Origin of the sequence: Reichenbachiella faecimaris (assembly GCF_900176375.1) — a bacterium.
In the GTDB taxonomy this organism is placed as follows: domain Bacteria; phylum Bacteroidota; class Bacteroidia; order Cytophagales; family Cyclobacteriaceae; genus Reichenbachiella; species Reichenbachiella faecimaris.
The window spans coordinates 78,832-103,130 of the sequence record NZ_FWYF01000003.1 but is presented as its reverse complement, the minus strand read 5'-3'; the positions used below and the strand labels follow the sequence as shown (position 1 = coordinate 103,130).

At 39.3% G+C, this 24,299-nt stretch carries 18 protein-coding genes and 1 pseudogene; 5 read left to right on the top strand and 14 right to left on the bottom strand.

Annotated features, from left to right (window positions below; translation table 11 throughout):
- Positions 1–103: 103 nt before the first annotated feature.
- On the top strand, positions 104–541 hold the full coding sequence (locus tag B9A58_RS13015; protein ID WP_084373312.1) for a hypothetical protein: 438 nt from the start codon (positions 104–106) through the stop codon (positions 539–541).
- 3 nt (positions 542–544) lie between these two features.
- On the top strand, positions 545–1,111 hold the full coding sequence (locus tag B9A58_RS13010; protein WP_084373311.1) for a hypothetical protein: 567 nt from the start codon (positions 545–547) through the stop codon (positions 1,109–1,111).
- Between the two features lie 543 nt (positions 1,112–1,654).
- Here B9A58_RS13010 and B9A58_RS13000 read toward each other — a convergent pair.
- The 5 genes from B9A58_RS13000 to B9A58_RS12980 all read right to left on the bottom strand — a co-directional run bounded on the left by B9A58_RS13000 (position 1,655) and on the right by B9A58_RS12980 (position 5,968).
- Complete coding sequence (locus B9A58_RS13000; protein WP_176214772.1) at positions 1,655–3,901, bottom strand: erythromycin esterase family protein; 2,247 nt, start codon at positions 3,899–3,901, stop codon at positions 1,655–1,657.
- 126 nt (positions 3,902–4,027) lie between these two features.
- On the bottom strand, positions 4,028–4,186 hold the full coding sequence (locus B9A58_RS12995) for a class I lanthipeptide (protein WP_084373308.1): 159 nt from the start codon (positions 4,184–4,186) through the stop codon (positions 4,028–4,030).
- Positions 4,187–4,333: 147 nt separating this feature from the next.
- Entirely contained in the window at positions 4,334–5,392 is a 1,059-nt protein-coding gene (locus B9A58_RS12990; protein ID WP_084373307.1) for an erythromycin esterase family protein, read from the bottom strand.
- A 51-nt stretch (positions 5,393–5,443) separates the two neighbouring features.
- The gene (locus B9A58_RS12985) at positions 5,444–5,599 is read right to left on the bottom strand and encodes a class I lanthipeptide (RefSeq protein WP_084373306.1); all 156 of its coding nucleotides are present in this window, start codon (positions 5,597–5,599) and stop codon (positions 5,444–5,446) included.
- 45 nt (positions 5,600–5,644) lie between these two features.
- The gene (locus B9A58_RS12980; protein WP_139793880.1) at positions 5,645–5,968 is read right to left on the bottom strand and encodes a hypothetical protein; all 324 of its coding nucleotides are present in this window, start codon (positions 5,966–5,968) and stop codon (positions 5,645–5,647) included.
- Positions 5,969–6,534: 566 nt separating this feature from the next.
- On the opposite strand from B9A58_RS12980, the pseudogene B9A58_RS20795 reads away from it, so the two are divergent.
- Positions 6,535–6,633 (top strand): annotated as a pseudogene (locus B9A58_RS20795) (transposase); the annotation flags it as partial.
- An 80-nt stretch (positions 6,634–6,713) separates the two neighbouring features.
- On the opposite strand, the gene pckA reads toward B9A58_RS20795, so the two are convergent.
- The 7 genes from pckA to B9A58_RS12945 all read right to left on the bottom strand — a co-directional run bounded on the left by pckA (position 6,714) and on the right by B9A58_RS12945 (position 18,624).
- Positions 6,714–8,333 carry a phosphoenolpyruvate carboxykinase (ATP) gene (pckA, locus tag B9A58_RS12975; RefSeq protein ID WP_084373304.1) on the bottom strand — a complete coding sequence of 540 codons (1,620 nt, stop codon included), beginning with the start codon at positions 8,331–8,333 and terminating at the stop codon, positions 6,714–6,716.
- Positions 8,334–8,451: 118 nt separating this feature from the next.
- The gene (locus tag B9A58_RS12970) at positions 8,452–9,807 is read right to left on the bottom strand and encodes an Ig-like domain-containing domain (RefSeq protein ID WP_084373303.1); all 1,356 of its coding nucleotides are present in this window, start codon (positions 9,805–9,807) and stop codon (positions 8,452–8,454) included.
- Between the two features lie 67 nt (positions 9,808–9,874).
- A complete protein-coding gene (locus B9A58_RS12965; protein WP_084373302.1) occupies positions 9,875–11,656 on the bottom strand; it encodes a hypothetical protein in 1,782 nt (593 codons plus the stop codon).
- A gap of 26 nt (positions 11,657–11,682) precedes the next feature.
- Positions 11,683–13,197 (bottom strand): SLC13 family permease, encoded by a 1,515-nt coding sequence (locus tag B9A58_RS12960; protein WP_245827086.1) that lies wholly within the window; start codon positions 13,195–13,197, stop codon positions 11,683–11,685.
- Positions 13,157–13,933 (bottom strand): SGNH/GDSL hydrolase family protein, encoded by a 777-nt coding sequence (locus B9A58_RS12955; protein WP_084373301.1) that lies wholly within the window; start codon positions 13,931–13,933, stop codon positions 13,157–13,159. Before B9A58_RS12955 ends, B9A58_RS12960 begins: the two co-directional genes overlap by 41 nt.
- A 15-nt stretch (positions 13,934–13,948) precedes the next feature.
- Entirely contained in the window at positions 13,949–15,376 is a 1,428-nt protein-coding gene (locus B9A58_RS12950) for a SusD/RagB family nutrient-binding outer membrane lipoprotein (RefSeq protein ID WP_084373300.1), read from the bottom strand.
- An 11-nt stretch (positions 15,377–15,387) separates the two neighbouring features.
- On the bottom strand, positions 15,388–18,624 hold the full coding sequence (locus B9A58_RS12945; protein WP_084373299.1) for a SusC/RagA family TonB-linked outer membrane protein: 3,237 nt from the start codon (positions 18,622–18,624) through the stop codon (positions 15,388–15,390).
- Positions 18,625–18,837: 213 nt separating this feature from the next.
- Here B9A58_RS12945 and B9A58_RS12940 point away from each other — a divergent pair, with 213 nt between their 5' ends.
- Together B9A58_RS12940 and B9A58_RS12935 are read left to right on the top strand one after the other, a co-directional pair.
- A complete protein-coding gene (locus B9A58_RS12940; protein ID WP_084373298.1) occupies positions 18,838–19,974 on the top strand; it encodes a hypothetical protein in 1,137 nt (378 codons plus the stop codon).
- 105 nt (positions 19,975–20,079) lie between these two features.
- Entirely contained in the window at positions 20,080–20,625 is a 546-nt protein-coding gene (locus B9A58_RS12935) for a hypothetical protein (protein ID WP_084373297.1), read from the top strand.
- A 3-nt stretch (positions 20,626–20,628) separates the two neighbouring features.
- On the opposite strand, the gene B9A58_RS12930 is transcribed toward B9A58_RS12935, so the two are convergent.
- Positions 20,629–21,909, bottom strand: coding sequence for a metal-dependent hydrolase family protein (locus B9A58_RS12930; protein WP_221407876.1), 1,281 nt, complete (start codon positions 21,907–21,909; stop codon positions 20,629–20,631).
- Positions 21,910–22,292: 383 nt separating this feature from the next.
- Complete coding sequence (locus tag B9A58_RS12925; protein ID WP_084373296.1) at positions 22,293–24,080, bottom strand: ABC transporter ATP-binding protein; 1,788 nt, start codon at positions 24,078–24,080, stop codon at positions 22,293–22,295.
- Positions 24,081–24,299: the final 219 nt, after the last annotated feature.

Here is a 24,299-nt window from a genome sequence, read left to right as displayed (position 1 = left end):
GGTGGTTTTAGTGGATTTACGTATAAAACATTTTACGTAATCCACTGCTTACTAACGGCAAACAAATTGGCAACCTTTGGATATTAATTCAAATATCCAAACCATGAAAAAGTTAATTTCTACTTCGTTATTCCTCTTCATCATCTTACAGGCATCAATCAGTTTTGGTCAAGGGTTAAGGGTTAGCTCTTTAGCGGAAAAGACCGTAATGGGTTTGCAGGTAGGAACTGAAGTAAGTTATCTCCCCAATCAAGGTCTTACATTCGGAGGCTTTTACCAACGCAATATCCGAGGTGCTAATGAAATTGGTCAACAAATCTATGAGTACATGGGTGGAATGGTCAGTTTTCCACTGACAAGGTGTGACCGATTGCGTCTGAATGCAGTGTTGAGAGGTGGCTTAAGTAACCGACGATTTGTAATCGTTACACCAGGACTAGAAACTGAATTAAAAATATCCAAACTTTTTTCTTTCAACTTTGGCATGGCCTTTAGAGCCGGTGAAGCAGCAACCAGTATCAAACTCACCTTAACCCTTTAAATCATGAAACTGGCCATACTCCACATGCTCCCTATACTTCTGAGCCTTATTGCTTGTGAGCCTCAATGGGAAGAACCGTTTAAAGTTTATAAAATAGAAAAAGGAACACATGCCCCCGTCATTCCTAAGATAGGATCAATGCAATCAGAGGTATTGATGTTCACAGCCATTTTTGACGAATCAGCCCAATACAAAACAAACATCGAGGAAAATCAGCACGATGTAAATAAACTAATGGGTTTTTCCGATTGTAATTCCATGCATCATGACAATAGTGCAAGATTCGGATGGAGATGGCTAGATGATCAGTTAGAAATTCATGCCTATTGCTATGTTAATGGTGAGCGTATTACCGCCTTCATTGGTACGGTCGATCTCAACCAAAAGGTTAGTTATACGCTGCAACTTACAAGTACTCAATACACTTTTCAAATAAATGATGAGGAACCTGTATTTATAAAGCGTGGAGACCTCTGTGACATAGGTGTTTATTACATGCTTTATCCATACTTTGGAGGCAATGAGGTAGCTCCACAGGACATTAGTATACAAATACAATTAAAATATTAACAAAAGCGGTTGTACTAATCTGTTCGAATTAATTATACCCGATTGTTACCTCTTTTCATTTTATCTTTTTTAACTCAAACATTATCAATCTGTTACAAAAGAATGTTTGAATCCTGACAAGGTCACGAGGAGAGACAAACCCCAGCGTCATGCTGGGGTTTTGTTGTTTTAGTGGTTAGCGAAACATGTTTCAGCGAAGACACTGAAACAACAAAACCAGAGGCTTGAAAAGCATCGTGGTTTGTCTTTCGGAATTCGGAACGTCGAAGGATCATGAAATAATCCTGACAAGGTCACAAAACGAAGGTCGATTTCATCCGAAATCGGCCTTTTTTGTTATACATCACTATAAAATCATCGATTCTGACGTTTTAAGCTATTGCAGCTTTATTCATATTAGAGCATCTCTTTGCAAAAAAGTTGTACCAATGTTGTACTAGAAATAAGATATATCCAAGATTGTAATCTAGTGTAGGAATTAAATTGTCCTTAAAGTACTCTTCAAGTGACTTTTCCAATTTGTCAATTGTGCATTCTAAATTTTCAGTCATATAAGTGAATAGGATCAAGGGTATTGAAAGTATCCCAAAACTGCCTATCAAATGAAACTTGTTTAAGGTCCGAAACAGGATTCGAAATAGGTTTTGGATCTAGAATTATACCATTTAGCAGAAAATTCGTGCTTGTGTGCAGATAACTCTTGCCTTCCTTAAGCTGATGTCTTGTATCAAATTTTGTATGGTCTAAATAATAATAATTATTGATTTTTGTGAAGTGAGAAACAGATGAAAAGGAAACTGGTACATACTCCCATGCGGCTGACATTACTGGGTTAAAGGATATACTCATCTGATATTCAACGATTGCATAATTTTCACTCTCTATAAATAAAGTTCCTACAAAGGAGTCAACGAAACTATAACCTACATTCTTCTTTTTTGGATTTTTGCAGACAAAATCTATTTTGAAAATCATAACAGAATCTATCATCTGTCTTTCAACTATCTCGAAATAAAAATCGTTAAGTGTTCGTACATTTAATGGATATTCGAACATATGAGATTCATTGAGCAGCCAATGTGGTACGTCCAAAAACAATGGAGAGACTTCATCCTCAGTCTCCTCGTCTCCTCGCTTATTAAGAATAGATACTTGTTTTTTATTTCCGCCTTGATAGCCTTCAGGGTGCTGGAATAAAATAGCAGTTTCATAATACTTGCTAACATCATTGATACTATCTATTTCATTTACTCCATTATAGTATAGGCCTTCAAATGCCCCGGGGTTATAGTTTATATTTAAATTTAAGATTGACTTTCTCACAATTCCTTCTGCGCTCAGTGGTTTTGCTGTAACCACTATCTCTTCAAGAAATTTCTCTAGTGGGGAAATAAACACAGTATCGCCATTTTGGAAATCAAGAATATTAATTGTTTTAGAAGAAAACCCGATTGATTGAACATCGAGCAGCTCATTTGAATCAGCTTTTTGCAGCTTAATCTTAAAATATCCATCTAAATCAGACACAGTACCAATTGCCGAATTTTCCTTACTCACATGAGCAAAGGGAATAGGACGTGAGGTTTCTGAGTTAATCAATACTCCATTCAATGAAAATACTTTGTCTTCCTTCCATTGAATGGTTTGACGACGAAAAGAAGGTTCTACTTTAGGTAGGTATATCACACCATCTACAACTTCTTTCCATACACCGTTTAAAGGACTATGGTCTAATCCATAAGAAATAAACTTAAAACCCTCTGGCATTCTTCGATAATCAATAAACGATCTCTCAAATTCCTCAGAATACAAATAATATTCTAAGGAAAGCGTGTCAAGGTGAGGTATATTTTTAACCTGCTCATGTATGCCTGCGAATTGACCTGATGCTGTCACAAAACCTATTGTATAAAAATCTTCTATAGCTAATTTTTCTCTAAGTACGTTACCCATTGGTTTATATTCTACAAGCTCTTCTATTTCAAAACTGGCAAATGAATTAGCTAAATGAGTGGTAGCACCCCAGCATATTATTTTTTCATTGGGGTAGTGATCCATGATCCACATAAAGTTTTCGGCCATCTGTAAATCACGAGCGTTATTATCAGATGCTTTGAAGTTTTTCTGGTTTAGATTATATGTGCCATTGTTCAAAATGTCTCTTACATGAGCATCAATACTCTCAAGGTTTTGAATCCAAAAGCTTTGCTCTTCCTCAATAGTTGGGTCTTTAATGGATGTCAATGCACTTTTTACCTCTATGCAGAACTGATTAAATGTTTCTAATTCAAAATCAGATCCAAGCTGGAAACTACTAAGATTAACTATTAGATCATTAAAAAACTCGTAATGCCCCTGATCCAAAAAGATTTGATTTTTCTTTAACAAATATTTTAGCTCCTCTGACTGCTTTAAAGAATAATCCCCGGTTAGTTGTAAATCAAAACCTGCAATAATCAATTCATTTTTATGGTCATCTATATATTGTACGCACGGTTGAAATTGCTGACTTTTTGACCAAATTGACAAAATACTATTGTCAATGGCTTCTGATGTGGAGGTGCCTTTTCTAAGTTCCTGATTAGCCTTCCTGAGGTCATAAAAGCCACTTTCAAATGCAATGACGTTAAATCCCATTTGCTCATGTAAGTATCGAATGACTTCTACTTTTACTTCAAATTCATTCCCTTCTCCATGCGTATGCTCTCCCAACATAACCACTCTTGCATTTCCTATTGCCCTTTTAAGCACATCAATCTTTTGTACTGCGGAAAAGTCATGAACAGTCATTGAATCAAAACTTTGACCTTTAATGCTAAAAACATAAAAACAAACCCATATAGTTAGTAAACCCCTCATATTCCGATTCAAATACCACAACCACGTGGTTGTGGCTGTGGTATATTTATAAAATTATTAGCAAGATGTATGATGTGTTAGCATGCGTGACCTTTGGCAACGTGCACCAATTGATAAAATATGGAAATACCCACCTTTTATTTCTTCCATTTGCTCATCATTTAACTTTGAAACCGTCTCTTTGTTCAAAGTCAATTTTTTATTTGATTTTTTCATTATAATAATTTTAAAAAATTGCGCCTACTCTAGATTGGTTTTCGGCTTGCCCAACTGATAACAGACGCGCGCTATTCTGGAACCAGTGCTACAACTTTAGAACTTTAGAGTCCAATATTATCGGACTCTATCAAATACAACATACACCTATTCTATTAGCCTACTTTTCTCCCATTTTTCGCAGAAAATAATACCATCATAAGCACCATGATACTTTTCAGGAAAATATTTAGCTGTTTGATCTACAAAAAAGTAGTCTTGAGCCTTAATGTTTTTCATTGTTTTTTTGATCTTTGCGTTAGCTTTACGTTTCGGCTTTATTGCCATACTATACATGTTGGATTTTATGCTATCAGGCAGTAGTGCTATCATGGTGTCAAAGTACCTTTTTTTAGCTAAATGACTGTCAGCGGCCCATACTATTACTTTTTCATCTCTGAAAGGACCATTTAGCAACCACTGTAGATTACTGGACATCATTGCGTCTCTAAATGTCACCTTTTCAAAATTTCCGTACTCAATTTTCACTAAACGCAACAAGCTCTTTCTATTGTCTAAACAAGCCAATACCCACGATTTTGTAGTTGAATCCAATCTACTTGAAAGTTTTACTTGGCCCGAAAGAATCTCATATTTATCTATCAAAGCATCTACACTATCTCTTTGTGCTACTTCACGTTTTTTTAAAGAAAACATTTCGCGATATACTGCTGTCCTCTCTTCGAGATTATAAAAAGTTGTTTCCAACTTTAGGTCAACTTTTGAGATTTGTTCTGCCATTCGCTCCTCAAACATGGTACTACGATAACCAGTTTGTCCTTTGATGTCGCACCCAAAAAACTTCATATCGCTTGCTTGGGCATATTCAAATAAATCCAATAACTCAGCAGTATTCCAAACTTTGTAGATTCTACTTTTCATGTCATCCAATGGTTCTAAATTCCAATTATTTGCCGCCCAATTGTTGCAGAAAGAACTTTCAAATATTACCGTGTTAAAACCATATTCTTGTTTTAACTCTTTAATGAGAGCTACCTTAATTTCCGAAGAATTTTTATATCCATGACTATCTTCTCCCAAACCAACAATACGATTCTGGTTTAGTATCTCAGCCAAAAATTTGATATCGAGATTTTCACTAATGCCGATTTGAGCAAAACTTTTTAAGCTTAGCATGATCAGCAAAGACATTATATAGGTTCTCATTTATGTAATCTGTTAAAAGAAAGGGGTCGAATTGACCCCTAATCCAAATACTTAACACCTTCCTGCAAGGCTGTGTTTGTGCTCTTGGCACTTTTTCCCAATTGTCAGAATATAGATGTCTCCTCCTTTAATGCTTTCCATTTGCTCATCATTCAACCTTGAGACAGTTTCTTTGTTCAAAGTCAATTTTTTATTTGATTTTTTCATTTTGAAAATATTATAATAATTGCCTACTCTAGATTGGTTTTCAGCTTACCCAACTGACACCAAATGCGCGCTTCTAAAGTGCCTGCGTAACAATTTTAGATCAACAAAGTCCAGTATTACCGGACTTTGATTTTGTTCGAAAGTTTTGTTGCTTCCGCCTCGAACTTTAAGCAACGCTTCTTCACTCAATTGAGTGTGTCCAAAACTCACTTGCAAGCTCTGATCATCTTTGTAGGTGTAACTTTGTATGTGCCTGTTATATTCAATCTCAGCTCCCATAAGTTTAAACTCTTTCAAATGTTCTAACAAGGTACTGCGTGATATCTCCAATTTGTCCGCGAACTGTTCGGGAGTTCCGGTGGATTTCATCTTTACTAGGCGATTTATACGCTGAGCTCTGCGTACATACTTGATTATACTCATATTGAGTAATGATTAGGTTAAATAAATTCAGATTCTGAAAGACTGTGGCAAAAATTAACAGTCAATAATGCTCAGATGAATGGAGATTAAAACTCTTGAATTTGGAAAGAATAATTTTACAATATTATCCTCATCAGAAATGCACATCATAGGTTATTTGGTTTTTTCAAAAAAGATAAATTAATTTATCCTTCTCAAGTTGCTGGATCAATATTACTAACAAAATATTATTTGGCAAAAACTACTGGGCAAATTTTATACAAGACCACTCTGACATAAATAATTATTATTGATCAATAAATCTATCAGTAGAACTAATCAAGTTTATACCTTTATTGTACCATTTATCAGCACTCCTTTCTTAGCAAATTGATTATCAATATGTTGTTTAAATAAATTTGAATCCTGACAAGGTCACAAAACGAAGGTCGATTTCACCCGAAATCGGCCTTTTTTGTTATACATCACAATCCTGTCCTGAAATAACGTTACATAAAAAGTGACCTTATCAAAAGAACACAGAGTATGTTAAGCGAACGCAACGAGATTATAGTTATGCTTTTAAAATGCAAGTCATTCAGGAATTTGAATCAAGCCAGATTGGAATAAAAGCTGCCCATCATAATCTCGTTCCGAACTGTACCAATAATATATTGGTACAGTTGCTATTTCTGACTCTAACCTCTTACTTCTAATTGCACATACTGTTTGTTTTTGGTTCGCCAGACAAAATAGATTCTTCCGCCCTATCTCTAAACTGATCAAAGTTTTTTTGAAATTTCAGCACCAATTCATTTGCCGTTTTATAGAAGGCCTCATCATTTTTCCATGTCTCTCTCGGACTAAGAATTTCATTCGGAACGCCCGGGCACGTGGTGGGTATTTGCCCTCCAAACATAGAGTGAGTTCTAAAACCCACATTATCCAACACGCCAGATAAAGCTGCAGAGATCATTGCCCGAGTATATTTCAATTTTATTCTTGAGCCCACACCATAAGCTCCACCAGTCCAGCCCGTATTGATCAGCCAAACATTGGTACTGTTTTCTTCCAGTTTTTTCCCTAATAATTTAGCATACTCTGAGGGGTGTAGTGGCATGAATGGCGCTCCAAAACAAGCTGAGAAAACAGGCATAGGTTCAGTAACGCCTTCCTCAGTTCCTGCCACTTTAGAAGTATAACCAGAAATGAAATGGTACATCGCCTGATCTGTACTTAGTCTTTGAATAGGTGGCATCACCCCAAAGGCATCACAAGTCAAGAAAAATATATTTCGCGGTATGCCCCCAATAGAAGGTTCGATAGAATTGGAGATATGAGAAATAGGGTAGGATACTCTTGTGTTTTCAGTTACCTCCACATTTTCATAATTAACTTCTCTCTTGTCTGGATAAAATCTTGTATTTTCTAAAATGGCTCCAAACTTAATTGCGCGATAAATGTCTGGTTCATTCTCCTCAGATAATCCAATGGTCTTGGCATAACATCCTCCTTCAAAATTGAACACATTTTCACTTGTCCAGCCATGCTCGTCATCCCCAATCAAAATTCTATTGGGGTCAGCAGAGAGAGTGGTCTTGCCAGTGCCAGACAGACCGAAGAAAATAGCCGTATCGCGCTCTTCTATTCCCATATTGGCCGAACAGTGCATGGGTAGTACTCCATCTTCTAAGGGGAGCAGAAAATTCAGTACAGAAAAGATCCCCTTTTTCATTTCTCCTGAATAGCCCGTTCCCCCTATCAGAATAATCCTTTTGGTCAGATTGATTACTGCAAAATTTTTCGCTCTTGTTCCATCTGTTTCAGGATTGGCCTCAAACTCTGGACAATTGATAATGGTAAAATTGGGCACGAAAGTTTCCAACTTATATTCTTCTGGTTCGATAAACATATTGTAGCAAAACAAATTGTGCCAAGCCAGTGTGTTGATCACTCTAAGGTCGATACGATGCGTCTTGTCTGCACCAGCATAGGCATCACGCACAAATACTTTTTTCCCTGCAAGAAACCCTATCATTTTGGCGTATAACAGATCAAATTTTTCGGAATCCATGGGGATATTGATCTCTCCCCACCACACAGCACTTTTTGTCAAGCCATCCTGCACGATATATCTATCCTTCGGAGATCTACCTGTAAATTTCCCTGTATCACACATCAATGCTCCAGTATCAGTCAGCTGTCCTTCTCGGTTTTGCAATGCGATCTCAGTCAATTCTGAAGGAGATAGATTCCAATGGGCCTCTGTGACCTGTGTTATTCCTATATCGGATAAACCGCACTTATTTGATTTTATTCCTGATTCGATCATTTCTTATTTAATAATTATTTTAAAATGTAAATTCACTAATGTCCCAGCCAGATCAATTTTGATCGGATGTCAAAGGGGAAATCACACAGGCTACTTCCTGTGTGAGGCTAATAATTGCTTATTTGAATAGCTCTGATAAAATAGCTTTGAATTCAGAGGATTGATACATGCCTTGCCCATCGTGGCCAATTCCCTGGACAATCTCCTTCGTTTGGTTAGCAGGTGAAAAGTAGTGCTGAGCATGAGCAAATACATTTTCTCCTCTGCTAAATCTGGTCGATCCCAGTAGTGTAGCTTTGCAATCACTAGTATTTAATGAACCGTCGCTGCCCGTTCCGTTGCCAAGCAGGTAAGTGATGGTACGGTCAGTCAACTGCCCGTTGAAAGTCTCTAGAGACACGCCATCCAAGTATGATGGCAAACTTTTGTAACCCAAGGGCCACGAATCGTACAAGGCACAGCTTGATGGCTCTGTATACACTTGTATGTCTTCGTCATACCTAAATCCATTGGGGTAATAATAATACTGACTGTTGGACGGCATATAGGTGAAGGATAACGCCGAGTTTTGATTTTCCGCTCTATTAGCAATAGCATACACTTGCGTAAACAGCCCTCCTGATGAGTGCCCTGTAATTAAAATCTCTTCAAGCACTGGAAACAATTCAGAATTAGCAAGCTGTGTAATTAATGAATCCAATACTGCAAATGAACTTAGCTTGACATTGCTTATTGAATTTTGCCCTTCTCTCCAGGCAGAGCCATTCCAGTATAAATCATCATTTTCTGCTTCTCCATTATTTTTGAAAAATGGGGCGATCAAAATAGTATTTTCCTGCAATTCTTCCTGCTCTAGCGTACTATTCAAATAGCTATAGTAGTCGTCTGCATTTCTTTCTAATCCATGAACAACTATTATAGCTTGTGACAAATTTTCCCAAGTAGCATTAGGTTCATAAATGGGATAATTAGCATAAAATGTAAATGATCCTGTACCATCTCCCGTTGTTAATTCTGTGGTATTGAGACAAGATCCCGTATTCGTACACGGAGCCATGGATCTAATCACTTCGTCTTCTGCTGTAGTAAAGGCCAAGCTCAGAGGTGTCTCTAAAACTTCTCCTGCTAAGCCTATTGGCCCTACAGCCATGACTAATTCGTATGTAGTATTATACACCAGATCAGCAGTGACTATAAGCTTGGAGGTAGCATTCGCAAAAGTGAGATCATATACTACTGTTTGATCAGATGTAGTGAAGTGCAAATACTGGCTCACTACATCAGTATCCAAACTAGTGTCGAATACGATTTCCAAACTAAAATCAATCGCAATATTTGTGTCCCCATTTTTTATTAATGCGCCATTTACGGTCGCAGATATTACTTTCACTGGACTTACTATCTCTTCTCCATCCGAGCAAGCTCCGATTGTCAACACAAAACCTAAAGTCCAAATTCTCAAATCAATTCCCATAATTAACTGATATTGGTAGGTTTCTGCAAAAACCAGAAACCTTCCATTTCAAAAAATGCTTTAACTATTAATCGCAAAGCGTGTATGAACATCCTGAAGTTGCGTTGTCTATAGCGTCTCTCGTACAATCCACGCCCGCATAAGTCCAGGTAGCATTTACTTTGCTAGCCCAGGAGCCTGTGTATTCCCAAGGTTCACCTTCGCCATTGACACCTAGTACGCCATACGTTTCTATCAATGTGGTACCGCTAAAAAGTTCTATGACATCGTTTCCATTGGAAGTAACAAAGTCAGAAGGGATGGCATGTTCAAAAGAAGCAAAACAAGACCCAAAATAATCCGTGAGCCTTGACTCGTCACTATCTCTATAAAGCAAAATATGCTCTCCTTCACTAGCCGATTGTGCAGGAAAATTATATTCAACCCCATCAGAGGTTTCTTGTCCATTGGCTGCAATACCAACTCCAAATTGGCTCAAGTCGTCAATATCTTTTTGTGCTCTAAAATGATACGCTCTGCCATTGCCTGCTGCCATGCTCAATGACATAATCCCTCTAAATTCTATTCCTTCAGAACTAAATGGATAGATACATTCAGAGGTAGACACCACTCCAGTACCTGTGGCAAATTCTACACAGCCTACACCTCCATAAATCCACTCATCTGCCAGCTTATACGCCCATGAGTCAGTATACTCCCAGGCTTCACCAGTACCATCTACACCTGGATCTCCAAAAGATTCTACAGAAACACCATTTTGATAAAGCAATATGGCATCATCTCCATTTTGTGTAATCGCATCAGAGGTAATAACAGTGAAATCTGCATAACTCGATTCGAAATAAGCAGAAGCATTCGCCTCATCATCAGTTCTGACAATAAGGAGGTGTTCTCCAGCAGAAGCACTTGTCAAATCAGTAAAAGTGAAATCTATATCAGCTGGGTCTGGAGCTGCTCCGTTGGCAGCTATTTCTATTCCATACTCACCCAAATTCGCAATATCTTCAGTAACTAATATGTGGATCGCACGAACTCGTCCATCAGTTCCGTTGATGTAGTTGTCCAACTCCATGACTCCCTTTAGCTCCATTTTTGGTAATAGATCAAAAAGAGAAATAGTCACATCATTTTCGTCGTAAATTGCATTATTAACTGAGACTGCTATAATTATTATAGTCTCTTCTCCTTCAGATATAGCATCACTTTCTATAGTCAATTCGGCAGCAGCACTAGTAGAACCTGCAGCAATCGTCAGACTTTCAAGGTTAGCCGTGTAATCCGAATCCTTAGTTGCCGTTCCTGAAAAAGTTAGATCCAAGGTGACATCAACACTAATAGCCTCGCTGATAGTGGCCGTCACCATGGCAGCTAGCCCTTCAGTGAGTATTGTCTCTTCACTTGATAATGTCAACGTAGGAGGAACAAATTCTTTCGTAGTGAAAGTGAGATTGAACGCTTTGTCGAGCGCTTCGTCTCCTGCACCATATGTACCAATTGGCAAATCCAATGTGTAAGAAGTTTCGTAATCCAAAGCTGGGAAACTCAATGACGCAAAAGATCCCGTCTCATCATAAGACAAAGTATAAGTAGGTGATCCCGAAATACTCAGAGCTGCCTCAAAAGATACCTGATCCAGGGCATGTGAAAATGTAATTTCAATCACTACATTTTCATTTGCTACACCCACCACGCCCGTGGTAATGTTTTCTCCATTGGCCTTGACCAGAAGAACCCTTAAATCATTGGTGATTTCTAGATCACTTTCATCTTCACAGGATGAAGTCAAAACCATGACTGGCAACATGACAGCCAACACAGTTCTAAAGAATTTTTTATATAAATTTTTCATCGTATCGTTCGTTTTGTTTCTTATTGTCAATCCAGAAAAGCCTTAAATGCCTTTGGGAAAGAAGTTGGGTCGAATTCCCATAAATAAGGGAGTAAAAAGTAAGTAAAGACTGTAATCAGAATAATAGAAATGATGTTCATCACCACTCCTGATCTAACCATATCTCGAATTCTCAGATAACCTGATCCAAAAACAACCGCATTGGGTGGTGTGGCTACAGGCAACATAAATGCGCATGAAGCAGCCAACGTGACCGATGCCATAATCATAAACGGATGAAGATCAAATGCAAAAGCCATAGGCGCCAATACTGGCAACAACATGGCCGTAGTTGCCAAATTTGAAGTGATCTCGGTCAAAAAATTGACCATCGCAACCAGTATCAACATCAAGACAATCATTTTCAGTCCTTGCAATTGAGCCATCTGCATGGCAATCCACTCAGCCAAACCTGTACTAGTAAAGCCTTTGGCCAAAGCCATACCTCCACCAAAAAGTAGAATAATCCCCCAAGGCAATTTCACTGCTTCTTCCCAAGTGATCAGTTTTCTTTTTTGACTTTTTGCAGGCAAAGTAAATAGGACAATCCCGGCAATTATTGCAATGATAGAATCATCCAGACCCGGCATAACCTTTTGCAACAGCGATCTGAATATCCAAGCCATAGCTGTAAAAGCAAACACAATTAATACAGACTTTTCCTCGTAGCTAATTTTTCCTAAGTCTGTCAGCATTCGCTTGATTTCTACCGTTCCTCCAGGGAATTGATTATTATCAAATTTGAATGAATATTTCGTCAGGTATCTCCAACAGATTAGTATCAACATGACCGAAGCGGGAAGCCCAAATTTGAGCCATTGAAAAAAAGTCAGTTTCACATGATACAGCTCTTCTAGAATCCCTGCCAGTACTAGATTAGGAGGCGTACCAATCAAGGTAGCCAAACCGCCAATAGATGCGCTATAAGCTATGGCCAACATCAGTGCCTTTCCAAACTTCTCTCCTTGATTTCCCCCCTGACCCTCATTTCTTTTGAACTGAGAGACAATAGCCATTCCAATTGGCAGCATCATGACGGATGTAGCGGTATTAGATATCCACATGGACAAAAAACCCGTGGCTACCATAAATCCTAATATGATCTTTTGAATATTGGTGCCTATCAAATTAATGATGTGCAAAGCCACACGTTTATGCAAACCCCATTTTTCAATCGCAATAGCCAGTATAAACCCACCCATGTATAGAAAAATATACTTGTGCCCAAAAGCGGTAGTGGTAGATGCTATGTCTAAGGCGCCAGTCATGGGAAATAGCACGATAGGCAGCAAAGCCGTAACTGCAATGGGTACCGCTTCGAATATCCACCAGGCAGCTATCCACAAAGTAGCCCCAAAGACACTATAGGCCTCCTGACTCATATGAGCAGGCCTATCTAAAAGCTGACTTGCAATAAAAAGAGCTGGCCCTAAGAAGAGAGCGATTCGATCTCTATTTTTCTTATTCATCAGCACTTCTCCTTTCTGAAATAGTGAAATCATCCACCAATTTTTGCAAGAAGTCAGCATCAGATGGTGTCATGAATATCAAGTATAACTTTTCTCCATCAATGTCTGTGGTTGTTAGCCTTTCAGGGATACCATTAGTTTCCAACCCAAAGAAATATTTGTAAAACGCCAAGCCTAAAAGATAAGTACCATTCGAAGACGGATGTTTGTCATCATGAAATAATTCCATATCTGGTCTCAGACTTCGGACACTAGCATACAGAGGGCCACAGGGTACATAATCAGATTTGGTGATTGAAGCCAACTTTTTGTACGCCTCAGTAATGGCATCCTGCATCAACGGATTCGATTTGTAGGCCCAGGTCATCATCCAAACGGGTTCAGCTCCTTTTTGTCTCACCAACTTAGCAAACTTTTGACCATAGTCCATAAAACTCTCTGGCGTATCAATAGCACTCGAACTATGGTTGTTAAAAACCACATAATCCCACTGTCCATTGTCTAATATCTCACGTGTTTTGGTACCTTTTTCTCCTTTCCAGTGTTGCTCCAAATTGGAGCCTCCTACAGTGGACTGCCTAGTGATAATAACTTGGCCTTGTGTCTCTGCCATAGATGAAACCACCTGAGGAAGATTGAAAAAATAAGTGAAACTATTTCCTACAAAAAGTACTCGCAGAGTGTCTTTCTTCTGAGCGTGGACAAACGATGTCCACGTCACCAAAACAATTAACAACCATATTTTTTGTCTTTTAATCAATTGTATCATTACTATATGATTAGTTTATAAGTTGACCGTAGTAGGATCGAATAAGCCAGGCAAAGGATTAGGCGTACTGCTATTTCTGTCTATTTCAGACTGTGGATATATAAAACGACCAGGAAGATCAGTGCCTTCATTAGGTACAACAGGAACTCTAACTGCTGATTCGCCCAGAGTTCGTCTAGTATCCGAAAATCCTTCTATTTGTCCAAACAAAGTCACATACCTCTCTTCCAAAACCTCACGCAGTAAGGCGTTGTCTACAGAAAGTCCGTCTATATTTTCCATACCTCCTGCCTGAAAGTCGGCTGTGACATATATATCATACTGAATCTGAGCCAGATCTGCATTGGTCATATAACCGCCAGATGCCATAAAAATTCTAAAGTCATTGAGGTGTGTGAGTCCAGTAGCAAATCCAGCACTTCTTAGCCCCGCTTCAGCCAAAATCAATAGATTCTCTTCGTAAGTAATCAAGGGTGCTGAAGCAGTTTGGGAAGCCCAGCCATCTCCAGTGTTGGGTTGAACACCTGCAGAATTGACCTGAAAGAGAAAATTGAATCTGGCAGTTTCGTTGGTCTTAGCATTTCCTCGATAATTAGTAATATCAGGGCTGATCGCCCCATCAGGAGCTACCATACTGGCCATAAAATCGGATACAATCAGATCTGCTCCACGAACCTCCACGGCAAAAAATTGATAGCTGAGATTAGACTCATCCGCTCCAGTACCGTGTGGCGCATACAAGGAACGAGCCATAGAAGATATACCTACAGAGGCTGCACCATAGGCGTTCGCATATTCCTTGGTATGCATGTAGTACCGTGCCTTCAAGGAGTTGGCTACTTCTATCCATGCTACTGGATCTCCGTCTAAATATATTTCCGAACCTGCTGCTGGTCTTCCTGTTCCTGTTTGTAAATTGATGATCGCTGCATCTAGTAACATTTGAATCTTACCATAAACCTGAACCTGATCTTCATAAGTTGGGTTTTCAAATTCGAACGCAGCTTCATCGAATGGAATATCACCATATAGAGAAGTAGCTGTACCAAAAGCCATGGCCTGAAGCACTTGAGTAATCCCTTTAGTAACTCCTTCTATGCCTGCTTCGAGTGCAACTTCCTCGGTTATTCTTGCATTCCTCAAGGTATTTACAAAAGCGTCATCCCATAGTGCATCAAAGTCGCTTGTAGTAACCGTATAGGTGCTAAATCCTTGATGCTGTCTATCAATACCTGTATAGTATCCACAAAAGATACCCGCTCTTCGGGCAGTCTCTCCAGTCTGTAGCACAATATTACCAACTTCTGCCCCTGTTAAAATATTCTGATAAGGTGCGGTAATTGGGCTGTTCGGATTGTCATTCAAATCCTCTACCAAACCACTACATGCCCCAAGCAAAAGAGACAATGCCCAAATATTTTTTATACTAAATATACTTTTCATTGTTCTGTTGATTAAAAGTTTAACAAAAGTGTGAAGATGTAGGACTTGGTTCCTGGGTTGTTGAAATAGTCAATTCCACGACCACTGCTCACACCACTGAAGTTAGTATCCGGATCGTTGCCTTCGAATGGAGTCCATAGCAATAAATTTCTACCTGTAACAGAAATTTCAGCTGATCTCAATCCTGTTTTAGATTTCAACCATGGAGATGTCAAAGCATAAGACAAGCTAAGCTCTCTGAGTCTAGTCCAAGACCCGTCTTCAATGTACAGTTCGTCGTTGCCATTGCCGAAAAAACCACCATCACCTGAGTACCAAGGTTGAGTCAACGCCACGGGGCCAGCACCAAAGTCACCAATGGTGCCTCTGAAAGTAGTTCCAGCGAGGATCACATTGCCATTATAATCGAGCAGGTTTTGATTAGCAGTTGTTTCTAGGCCTGAATCCTCCCATCTGCCCAAATCATACAGTGCCGATTTAGTTCCGGCATAAATATCTGCCCCTTGGTAAGTCTCAAAAAGAGCCGAAAGCGTAAATCCCTTGTATTTTAATGTTGAAATTATTGAACCCTGCCAGTCTGGATTGGGATCGCCAATAATCCCCTCTTCTTCATCTTGTTCTGGAAAACCAAAAGCGTCGTAAACGATATTCCCGTCATCGTCTCTAAGCGTTCGAGAGCCCCAAAGAATACCATGTGGTTGACCTTCTACTACGCGATTATTCACTGCTGATAGACCACCAAGCTCCAGTGATTCTACCCCGACTAAATCCGTTACTTCATTGTCAACTTGTGTATAGATAAAGTTCAGTTGCCATGATAGATGGCTAGTTCTTAGTACAGTATAGCCCAAATCCAGCTCCACACCACTATTCTTAATTTCTGCTGCATTCGCATAGATTTCATCATAACCCCGGCTGTTTGCGACAGGAAAATCCAATAATACATCGGACGTGGTGTTATTGAAATATGTCCCACTCAAAGACAAACGATCACCCAAAAACCGAAGATCTGAACCTACTTCAAATTCTTTTTTCCGCTCTGGCTTTAGGCTTGGATTACCTCTATTCGTGCTAGGCACAAACCCTCCATTTCCATACAGACCAAGCGACAATCCGCCACCATAAGAATCAGCGTATGTTGGTGACACAAATACATTGGATGTACTATATCTTGCTGGTTGCACTCCTACTTCGCCATAGGATCCTCTCAACTTACCAAAAGACAAAAAGTCAAAATCGAGCAATTCAGAAAATTTCCAAGCTAATGTCACTGAGGGGAAAACAAAGGTGTTATCCGCGTCACCAAAAGTAGAGGCAGATTCTGCTCTAACAGTACCCGTAGCGAATAGCATATCATAGGCCGAAACGGTCAACTCCGAATAAGTCCCAACCGTTCGCTCTGAGCCATAAGAACTAGCTACAGATCTGTTTTCTGGCAGGGCATTGTCTATATCTCTAGTAATACCTGCTACATCAGCATATTGAATAAAGTTGTTGATCTCACTTCCATCCACCTGAGTTCTTCTATTGTTGTAGTTGAACCCGACCAGCAATGTACCAGAAAAATTGTCGCCAAAACTCTTGGAGGCCTTGGCTATGTAGTCCATATTGAAGATCGCATTGACTGCCGTCTCATTGCTAAACAACCCTGTGCCGAATGCTCCAGCTGCTGAACCAGGTGTATAAAATTGTTCTCTTTCTTCGCTATAGTGATCAATCCCTACTCTGCCAATTAAATCTAACCAAGTCGTAGGCGAATAGGTAAGTTTGAAAGTATTTATGAAGCGATCTACTTCTGCCAAGTCTTGTTGTTCATTGATTGTCCAAGAAGGATTGTTGTATCCTGCTGAACCTGAACTACCAACCGGATTCCGATAGGATCTATGTCTATTCACAATTGGAGCCACATTTCCCGGGCCAAAATATGACCCCCTATACCCTGAGTTGTCAAAATCGGGTGCCGTACGCAACAAGCCTAAATAAAGACCCGACGAACTTGCCCCTCGTCGTATTCTGTTTGACTTTGTTTTGATATATGTTGAATTGGCATTGATTCTGAGCTTGCTGGTCATCAGATACTCTGCATTGGTCCGAACTGTGGTTCTTCGATAATCAGAGTTGTTTTTGATGATCCCCTCCTGATTCATATCACCTATGCTAAAAAATATATTGCCTTTGTCATTGCCAGCAGTGAGGCTTATGTTGTTCTCCCAAAAATGACCGTTTTGAAAAATTTGATCAAAATTAAAATCATCATAAATTGTTTGTGAATTTTTGGATACGACTGGGTACCAGACTTTTCCGTTCTGATCCATGAAATATTCACCAGAGGTATCTAGTTCATCCTCTCCTCCTGTTCTGTCCGAAATTTTATCTCCCCAGGAGTCCACTACGTTTGGTGCCCAAACTCCATTGTTTCCTTGGCCAAATTTGGTTTGAAGAGGATACTTTCTGTTGATCACATCTACCGAGTAGCTCGATTTGAAACTGACCTGGAGGTCTTGATTATATTTGCCAGACTTAGTTTTAATCATAATCACCCCTCCTAGTGCCTGAGTGCCCCAAAGCGCTGCCGCACTTGCACCCTTCAAGACGGATACTGACTCAATGTCATTGGGGTTTATATCATTCAATCTGGACTGTTGAGCAATTCCTTCGTTGTTTCCTCTTGAGGCATTACTTATTGGCACGCCATCTACAACGATCAACGGTTGTGAATTTCGAGTAACAGAAGACAACCCTCTAATTTGAATAAATGCCCCTGCGCCAGGGTCTCCCGAATTTCTGGAAATTCTTATCCCTGAGGATTTACCTGAAAGGGAATTTAAAAGGGTAGATTCACCAGATTTAGCAATGCTCTCATTAGAGACCACAGAGGTAGCATATCCCAAATCATCTTGTTTCTGTTCAAACCCCAAGGCTGTCACGACCACTGTTTCTAACTGCTCTGAATCCTCAGTTAGAACAAGATCAATCCTTGATAGCGATCCTACTGATCTGTTTTCCTTTTTGTACCCAACATAGCTAAAGGCTAGAATAGATTCTGAACCAGCCACTGTTATCATGTAGTTTCCATCAATGTCCGTAATAGTACCATTGGTAGTGCCTTGCTCTAGTATCGTCACTCCAATGAGCGATTCTCCATACGAGTCTTTCACGGTGCCTTGTATTTGCTGCTGTGCATTCGCCTGATAGGCAAACAGAAACAAACCCATACACCAAACTCTTATTAGTAGTGCTTTAATCATAGAATTTTGTTTTTTGTATCTGTATTAAACTCCCAGTAGATCATGCAATTCAACTGAGAATTTTGTTTTGAATTATTTGTAATTGTATTGGTTTGGATTCGAAAAAGTCCTAATTCAAAAAATTATATCCCTTTTTAGTGAATTTTATTGGATTTCACCAATTGAGCATATTAAAATTAACCCAGATAGTTTAGCTTAGTTTTTTATTCTCGCATGGAATTACTCTACAAAGACTTCATTTCTAAGCTTAAAAAGCTCTTCGGAAAATACGATTCAGAGATACACAGATTTGAAAAATCGAGCAACTCTGATATTTCAAGAGAGCTAGGCTACAGCGACGCACAATTTTCACGACTCATAAATAAAACTGCCACAGAAGGTGAATATCAACGAGCTATTCAAAATCTGGATAGAATACTTACCATCCAAAACCTGGAATCAGAACTTAAAACAGGAGTAAAAAAAACAGATTGGGTAAGAAACAAAGTATGGATTTTTATCGCCACAGCTTTGTTAGTGCTTATTCTGCTCGCACTGATGGGCATCATCAATATTTCAAGCATCGAGGAGTCTCTCGAAAAAATTCCGAAAAGGGATGAAATGCTCCGCTGGACGTTTGAAACTTCATTTGTCAGTCCGTATGTCAAACTAGACGATTTGCCTGAAGACTGTAACTACCCATGCTACAAATATCAGGGCAAATGGAAGCTCAAGGAAAATTATAAAATTCCATTTTTTATCGAAAAGAACGGATTCCACTACCTAGCCAAGGAAGCAAGTATGTATGCCAAATGCACTGAAAGTGAATCACGAAATGGTAATACACTTGAGGGATATGAGTATCAAATGCACGAAATCTGGTACGACAAAAGAGAACTGCCCATTGACTCGTTTATACACGAAAATGGCTCAACTGAAATCAAGGATTTTTATCAAGGGCTCGACTTCTCTAAGAACCCTAACTTTGTAAAGTTGGCTACTGTTCATACTTTTTTTAGAAATGAGTTTGTAATTGATTCTGCAGTTGTGATCAGGTCTGGAAAAGTAATAGGCCGCGACTTAGAAATTCGATCCAGGGTACAATTGCTTGGTGACTTTAATGATGAAAGCAAAGTCAGAAGTGTTTTAAACGAACTGAATAGAATTGCAACCGGCAGACTGGAGGACTTCTCGCGACCAATAGCCTGTCAAGACGCACCAGTACCTCACTTTGATTTTCATCAAATTAAAGACAATGATGAAATGAGTTTTGATTGCGAACTAACAACAAGCAGGGTTCCATTAGGTTATAACAAAACCTATTTATTAGTGGATCAATATATAAAAAATAGCTGCAGACCAAATCCCTAATATTCAGCGCGTTCAAAAAAAAGTGACAAAAGCAGAGGTCAACAACCTGTCTTTTTCATTTCCTCCTTTTATTATTTCTTAATTTTGTGCATTAATTAAAAGTATATGCCACTCAATACTCAGACTAAAAAATACATCTATTGGTTCGCCTCGTTCACAGCACTGTTTGTGATTTTGCTTAGCATTTATTTTAGCTTGGGCGGATTTGAAGAAGTTCAAACAGCCGTTTCTAAAAACAATTCCTACAGTTTGGCGGGTAAGGAAATCAAGGGTCGTCTAACCTCCAAAGAAGAACATTTTTTATTCGAAGAAATGAAAGGATACATTGCCAATGGCGACTTGACAGGCACCTTATCCATTATCAACTACAAGGATGACACGCTGGGAGAATATGAGAGCAGAAGATTTGTTGGTGTGCTGCTCGAAGACGAAGTGTCTATGATCCCTGCTGGACTAAAAGTACTGGAAATAAAAGGGCAGACCACTTTTCAAGCAGCATTGACTATGCATCCATTGGTGATGCCCAACACGAAAAAAGTAGAAGCCAAACTTCAGCTTCTCGCTAAAGAAAGAGGCCTAGAACTGGATAATTACACGCTTGAAAAACTATATGATGACAACTCAGTAATTGTCGAGATGTTTGCCAAATAATCATCATTCAGACTTGTACACCTTTCCACCTTTCATCACAAAAGGAATGGCTTGCAATAATTTAATGTCTTTCACTGGATCACCTTTTATGGCGATCAGGTCTGCATAGACTCCCTCCTTGATTCCTCCTAGATTTTCCGATTCATTCAAGATGGCGGCATTGATAGAAGTTGCACATTTGATGGCTTGCATGGCTGACATCCCACCAGCGACCATTAGCTCAAACTCCTTTCCGTTGTCGCCATGCAGAAAGACGCCCGCATCAGTTCCAAATCCCATAGGCACACCAAACTTCACGGCTTTCTTGTATGTGTCAAAAATCTGAGGCCCAACAGCTGCAGCTTTTGGCACAATGATGTCAGGATAATAGCCATCCTCAGCAGCTTTTTCAGCCACAAAATCTCCTGCTAAAAGTGTAGGAATAAAATAAGTGTTTCTATCCTTCATCATTTGCATGGTTTCTTCACTCATGTAGGTGCCATGCTCGATGGTGGTGACTCCCGCTCTCACTGCACGTTGCATGCCTTCATCTCCATGAGCATGAGCAGCCACGTGAAACCCATAGTCTTTGGCCGTTTCGACTATAGCACGAATTTCATCTTCTTGAAAATGTGGGCCTGTACCATTTTTGGCCAAACTAAGCACTCCACCAGTAGCAGTTATTTTAATTAGGTCTGCGCCATTCTTATATCTCTGTCGAACTGCCTGTCTGGCATCTTCTACCCCATTGACCACACCATCTTTTGGGCCTGGATTACCCATGAGTTTTTGACTGTACCCGTTGGTAGGGTCTGCATGCCCACCAGTCACACCCAATGCTTTTCCAGCTGTATATATTCTAGGTCCATCAATCAATCCCTTATTTATGGCATTGCGCAATGAAATATTCACACCCGAACCTCCCAAATCTCTTACTGTAGTAAATCCAGCCATTAAGGTTCGCTCTGCATACACCACGGATTCGAAAGCTTTGTCTTCAGGATTTTGGGTGAATTTGTTCATGTATTTATTTAGGCCTGTTTCATGTTCCAAATGCACATGCATATCAATCAATCCAGGAAGCACAGTATACTCCTTTAGGTCTATTAAACTGGCCTCTTCAGTTGGTTTTAAATAGCCCTTCTTTATTTCTAGAATCCTATCATCTAAGATAATCACTGTGTGCGCCAGAATAGGTTTGTCCGAATAGCCGTCTATTAGACTCCCACAGTGTACATACACTTTTTGAGCTTTTAACTGAATAGATAGTAGGGTCAGGAAGACCAGCAAGCAATTTTTCATGATTCTATTTTTTGTGGACATGTAAGAATACGTCATTGAAATCAAAATTGAAAACTTAGCTCGTCTGACACATAAGTTTAGTTTTCTGACAGCTCTGATTCCCTCCAGGTGTACATGAGGTAAACCACACGCTATTCGTCCAAATAATACGCATCCAGCCTGATATAGCCTCGTACTTTAGCCAAAACAATAAATGTTGAAAACACTAAAACACATCAAAAACTAAACTTTAAGGAGATGAAAACAGATAACATGTCAAAACTTCTAATTATCGTGACAGTCATATTCATTGTCTCATTGCTGATCTAAATGTAGGAGTGAAGTGAAGAGAAAAACTTCCACAACATCTTTTAAACCGCTATAGTTAATAAGGCGAGGGATTCTGGTCAAACGGATAGCTCCTCGCCTTGTATTTGTTTCTGGTATAGGGACTTATACGTACCCTCCAGCCCCATCAATTCCTGGTGAGAGCCCTGCTCTACAATGAGACCATCGTCTAATACAATAATTTTGTCGGCAAGCTGTGCAGACGATACGCGGTGGGAGATAATGACAGTTGTACGGCCCACCATTATTTTTTTCATACTATTGAGAATGCTGTTTTCTGTTTTGGTATCTACTGCAGACAGGCAATCATCCATGATCAAAATTTTTGGCTCGCGAGCTATTGCCCTGGCAATAGAAACTCTCTGCTTTTGCCCTCCAGATAAGGTAATACCTCGCTCGCCCAGCATCGTTTGAAATCCCTTTGGAAAACGATCTATGTTTTCGGTGAGGTTGGCGTGATCAGATGCCTGTCTAATTTGAGCATCACTAAGTTTTTGATTTCCAAAGGCAATATTGTCTGCAATGGACTCAGAGAATAGAAACACATCTTGCGGCACATATCCAATATTGCCTCTGACCGTAGACAATGAATAATCCTTGATAGAAATGCCATCTATTTTCACCTCTCCTGCAGTGGTATCATACATCCTGCACAGCAAGTTGGCGATAGTACTTTTCCCTGATCCGGTTGTCCCAATAATAGCAATTGACTCGCCTGATTTCACACTAAAAGAGACCGCTTTGAGTGCCTCTATGCCTGAGTCAGGATAGGTGAATTTTACCTTTTCAAAAATTAAATCCCCCTCTATTTCCTTCTCAATATTTTTTCCTGAAACAATATCATTTTTAGTATGAAGGAATTCATTCACACGCTTTTGTGAAGCGGCCGCTCGCTGAATAATACTTGTAATCCAACCTAAGGCCGTCACAGGCCAGGTCAACATATTTACATAAATGATAAATTCAGCTATGTTGCCCGTGCTCAACTCCCCTTGCAAAATACCAATTGACCCAACATAGACGGTTAGAATCACACTGAGACCAATTAGGCTCATGATCAGTGGGAAAAACAGGGACTGCACAAAGGCAAGTTTTAGTGATTTGTTCTTATAGTCATTGCTAGCCGCAGAGAATTTATCATTATAATCCTGCTCACGAACAAAGGCTTTGATCACTCTGATACCTGAAAATGCCTCTTGCACAAATGTGGATAGATCGGACAGACTTTCCTGAATTTCTTCAGAGCGCTTATTGATAATATTATTGACATAATAAATACTAAACGAAAGAAAAGGTAAGGGCAGTAAAGAGTACAATGTCAATTCCACATTGATCGACAACATAAACGGAATTACAATCAGAAACATGGTGAACAAATTGATCCCATACATGATGGCAGGCCCCACATACATCCGCACGCGACTTACATCTTCAGATATTCTGTTCATCAAATCGCCCGTATTATTCTTGCGATAAAAACTAAGCGGCAGTGTTTGATAATGCTCATAAATTTCGTTTTTGAGATCATACTCAATCAATCTAGACATCACAATAATGGTCTGACGCATGAAAAACATAAAAATGCCTTTGAGTATGGCTGCCGCCAAAATAACCAAACCAAAAATCAATATACTGGAGGCAAATAGATCGTAGGTGTCCTTTTGCAGATTGAATCCTTCAAAGCCATTAAACACCTGAAAACTTCCTTGAATCAAATCAAAGGAATGTCTCACCACCACGGCAGGTATCACTCCAAATAAATTAGAAATGATAATAAACACGGTTCCTAAGATCAAGTGATACTTGTACTTAAAAAAATACTTATTCAGATGTGCGAGGTCTTTCATTCAGAATGGCCGAAAAATGCTTTTCAAAATGCAATAATACAAAGTTCAAACGGCATTATTTTTTGAAAGTTGGCATTATGTCCGATTAAAATTATGCTTTATGCAGATGTACAAAATCTAAATTAATCAATTACTTAATTTCTTGATCTGACTAAAAATAGGCTAACTTTGCGCTTATTTTCAGTACCCAACAACATTAACAATCATAAACCCAAAAAT

Bases quoted from the DNA above. Each gene is read 5' to 3' on its own strand.
- B9A58_RS12965 (WP_084373302.1), bottom strand. From the start codon at position 11,656: ATGAAAAATTTATATAAAAAATTCTTTAGAACTGTGTTGGCTGTCATG.
- pckA (WP_084373304.1), bottom strand. From the start codon at position 8,333: ATGATCGAATCAGGAATAAAATCAAATAAGTGCGGTTTATCCGATATA.
- B9A58_RS13015 (WP_084373312.1), top strand. From the start codon at position 104: ATGAAAAAGTTAATTTCTACTTCGTTATTCCTCTTCATCATCTTACAG.
- B9A58_RS13010 (WP_084373311.1), top strand. From the start codon at position 545: ATGAAACTGGCCATACTCCACATGCTCCCTATACTTCTGAGCCTTATT.
- B9A58_RS12995 (WP_084373308.1), bottom strand. From the start codon at position 4,186: ATGAAAAAATCAAATAAAAAATTGACTTTGAACAAAGAGACGGTTTCA.
- B9A58_RS12940 (WP_084373298.1), top strand. From the start codon at position 18,838: ATGGAATTACTCTACAAAGACTTCATTTCTAAGCTTAAAAAGCTCTTC.
- B9A58_RS12935 (WP_084373297.1), top strand. From the start codon at position 20,080: ATGCCACTCAATACTCAGACTAAAAAATACATCTATTGGTTCGCCTCG.
- B9A58_RS12970 (WP_084373303.1), bottom strand. From the start codon at position 9,807: ATGGGAATTGATTTGAGAATTTGGACTTTAGGTTTTGTGTTGACAATC.
- B9A58_RS12960 (WP_245827086.1), bottom strand. From the start codon at position 13,197: ATGATTTCACTATTTCAGAAAGGAGAAGTGCTGATGAATAAGAAAAAT.
- B9A58_RS12945 (WP_084373299.1), bottom strand. From the start codon at position 18,624: ATGATTAAAGCACTACTAATAAGAGTTTGGTGTATGGGTTTGTTTCTG.
- B9A58_RS12955 (WP_084373301.1), bottom strand. From the start codon at position 13,933: ATGATACAATTGATTAAAAGACAAAAAATATGGTTGTTAATTGTTTTG.
- B9A58_RS12985 (WP_084373306.1), bottom strand. From the start codon at position 5,599: ATGAAAAAATCAAATAAAAAATTGACTTTGAACAAAGAAACTGTCTCA.
- B9A58_RS12950 (WP_084373300.1), bottom strand. From the start codon at position 15,376: ATGAAAAGTATATTTAGTATAAAAAATATTTGGGCATTGTCTCTTTTG.
- B9A58_RS13000 (WP_176214772.1), bottom strand. From the start codon at position 3,901: ATGACTGTTCATGACTTTTCCGCAGTACAAAAGATTGATGTGCTTAAA.
- B9A58_RS12925 (WP_084373296.1), bottom strand. From the start codon at position 24,080: ATGAAAGACCTCGCACATCTGAATAAGTATTTTTTTAAGTACAAGTAT.
- B9A58_RS12980 (WP_139793880.1), bottom strand. From the start codon at position 5,968: ATGAAATCCACCGGAACTCCCGAACAGTTCGCGGACAAATTGGAGATA.
- B9A58_RS12990 (WP_084373307.1), bottom strand. From the start codon at position 5,392: ATGAGAACCTATATAATGTCTTTGCTGATCATGCTAAGCTTAAAAAGT.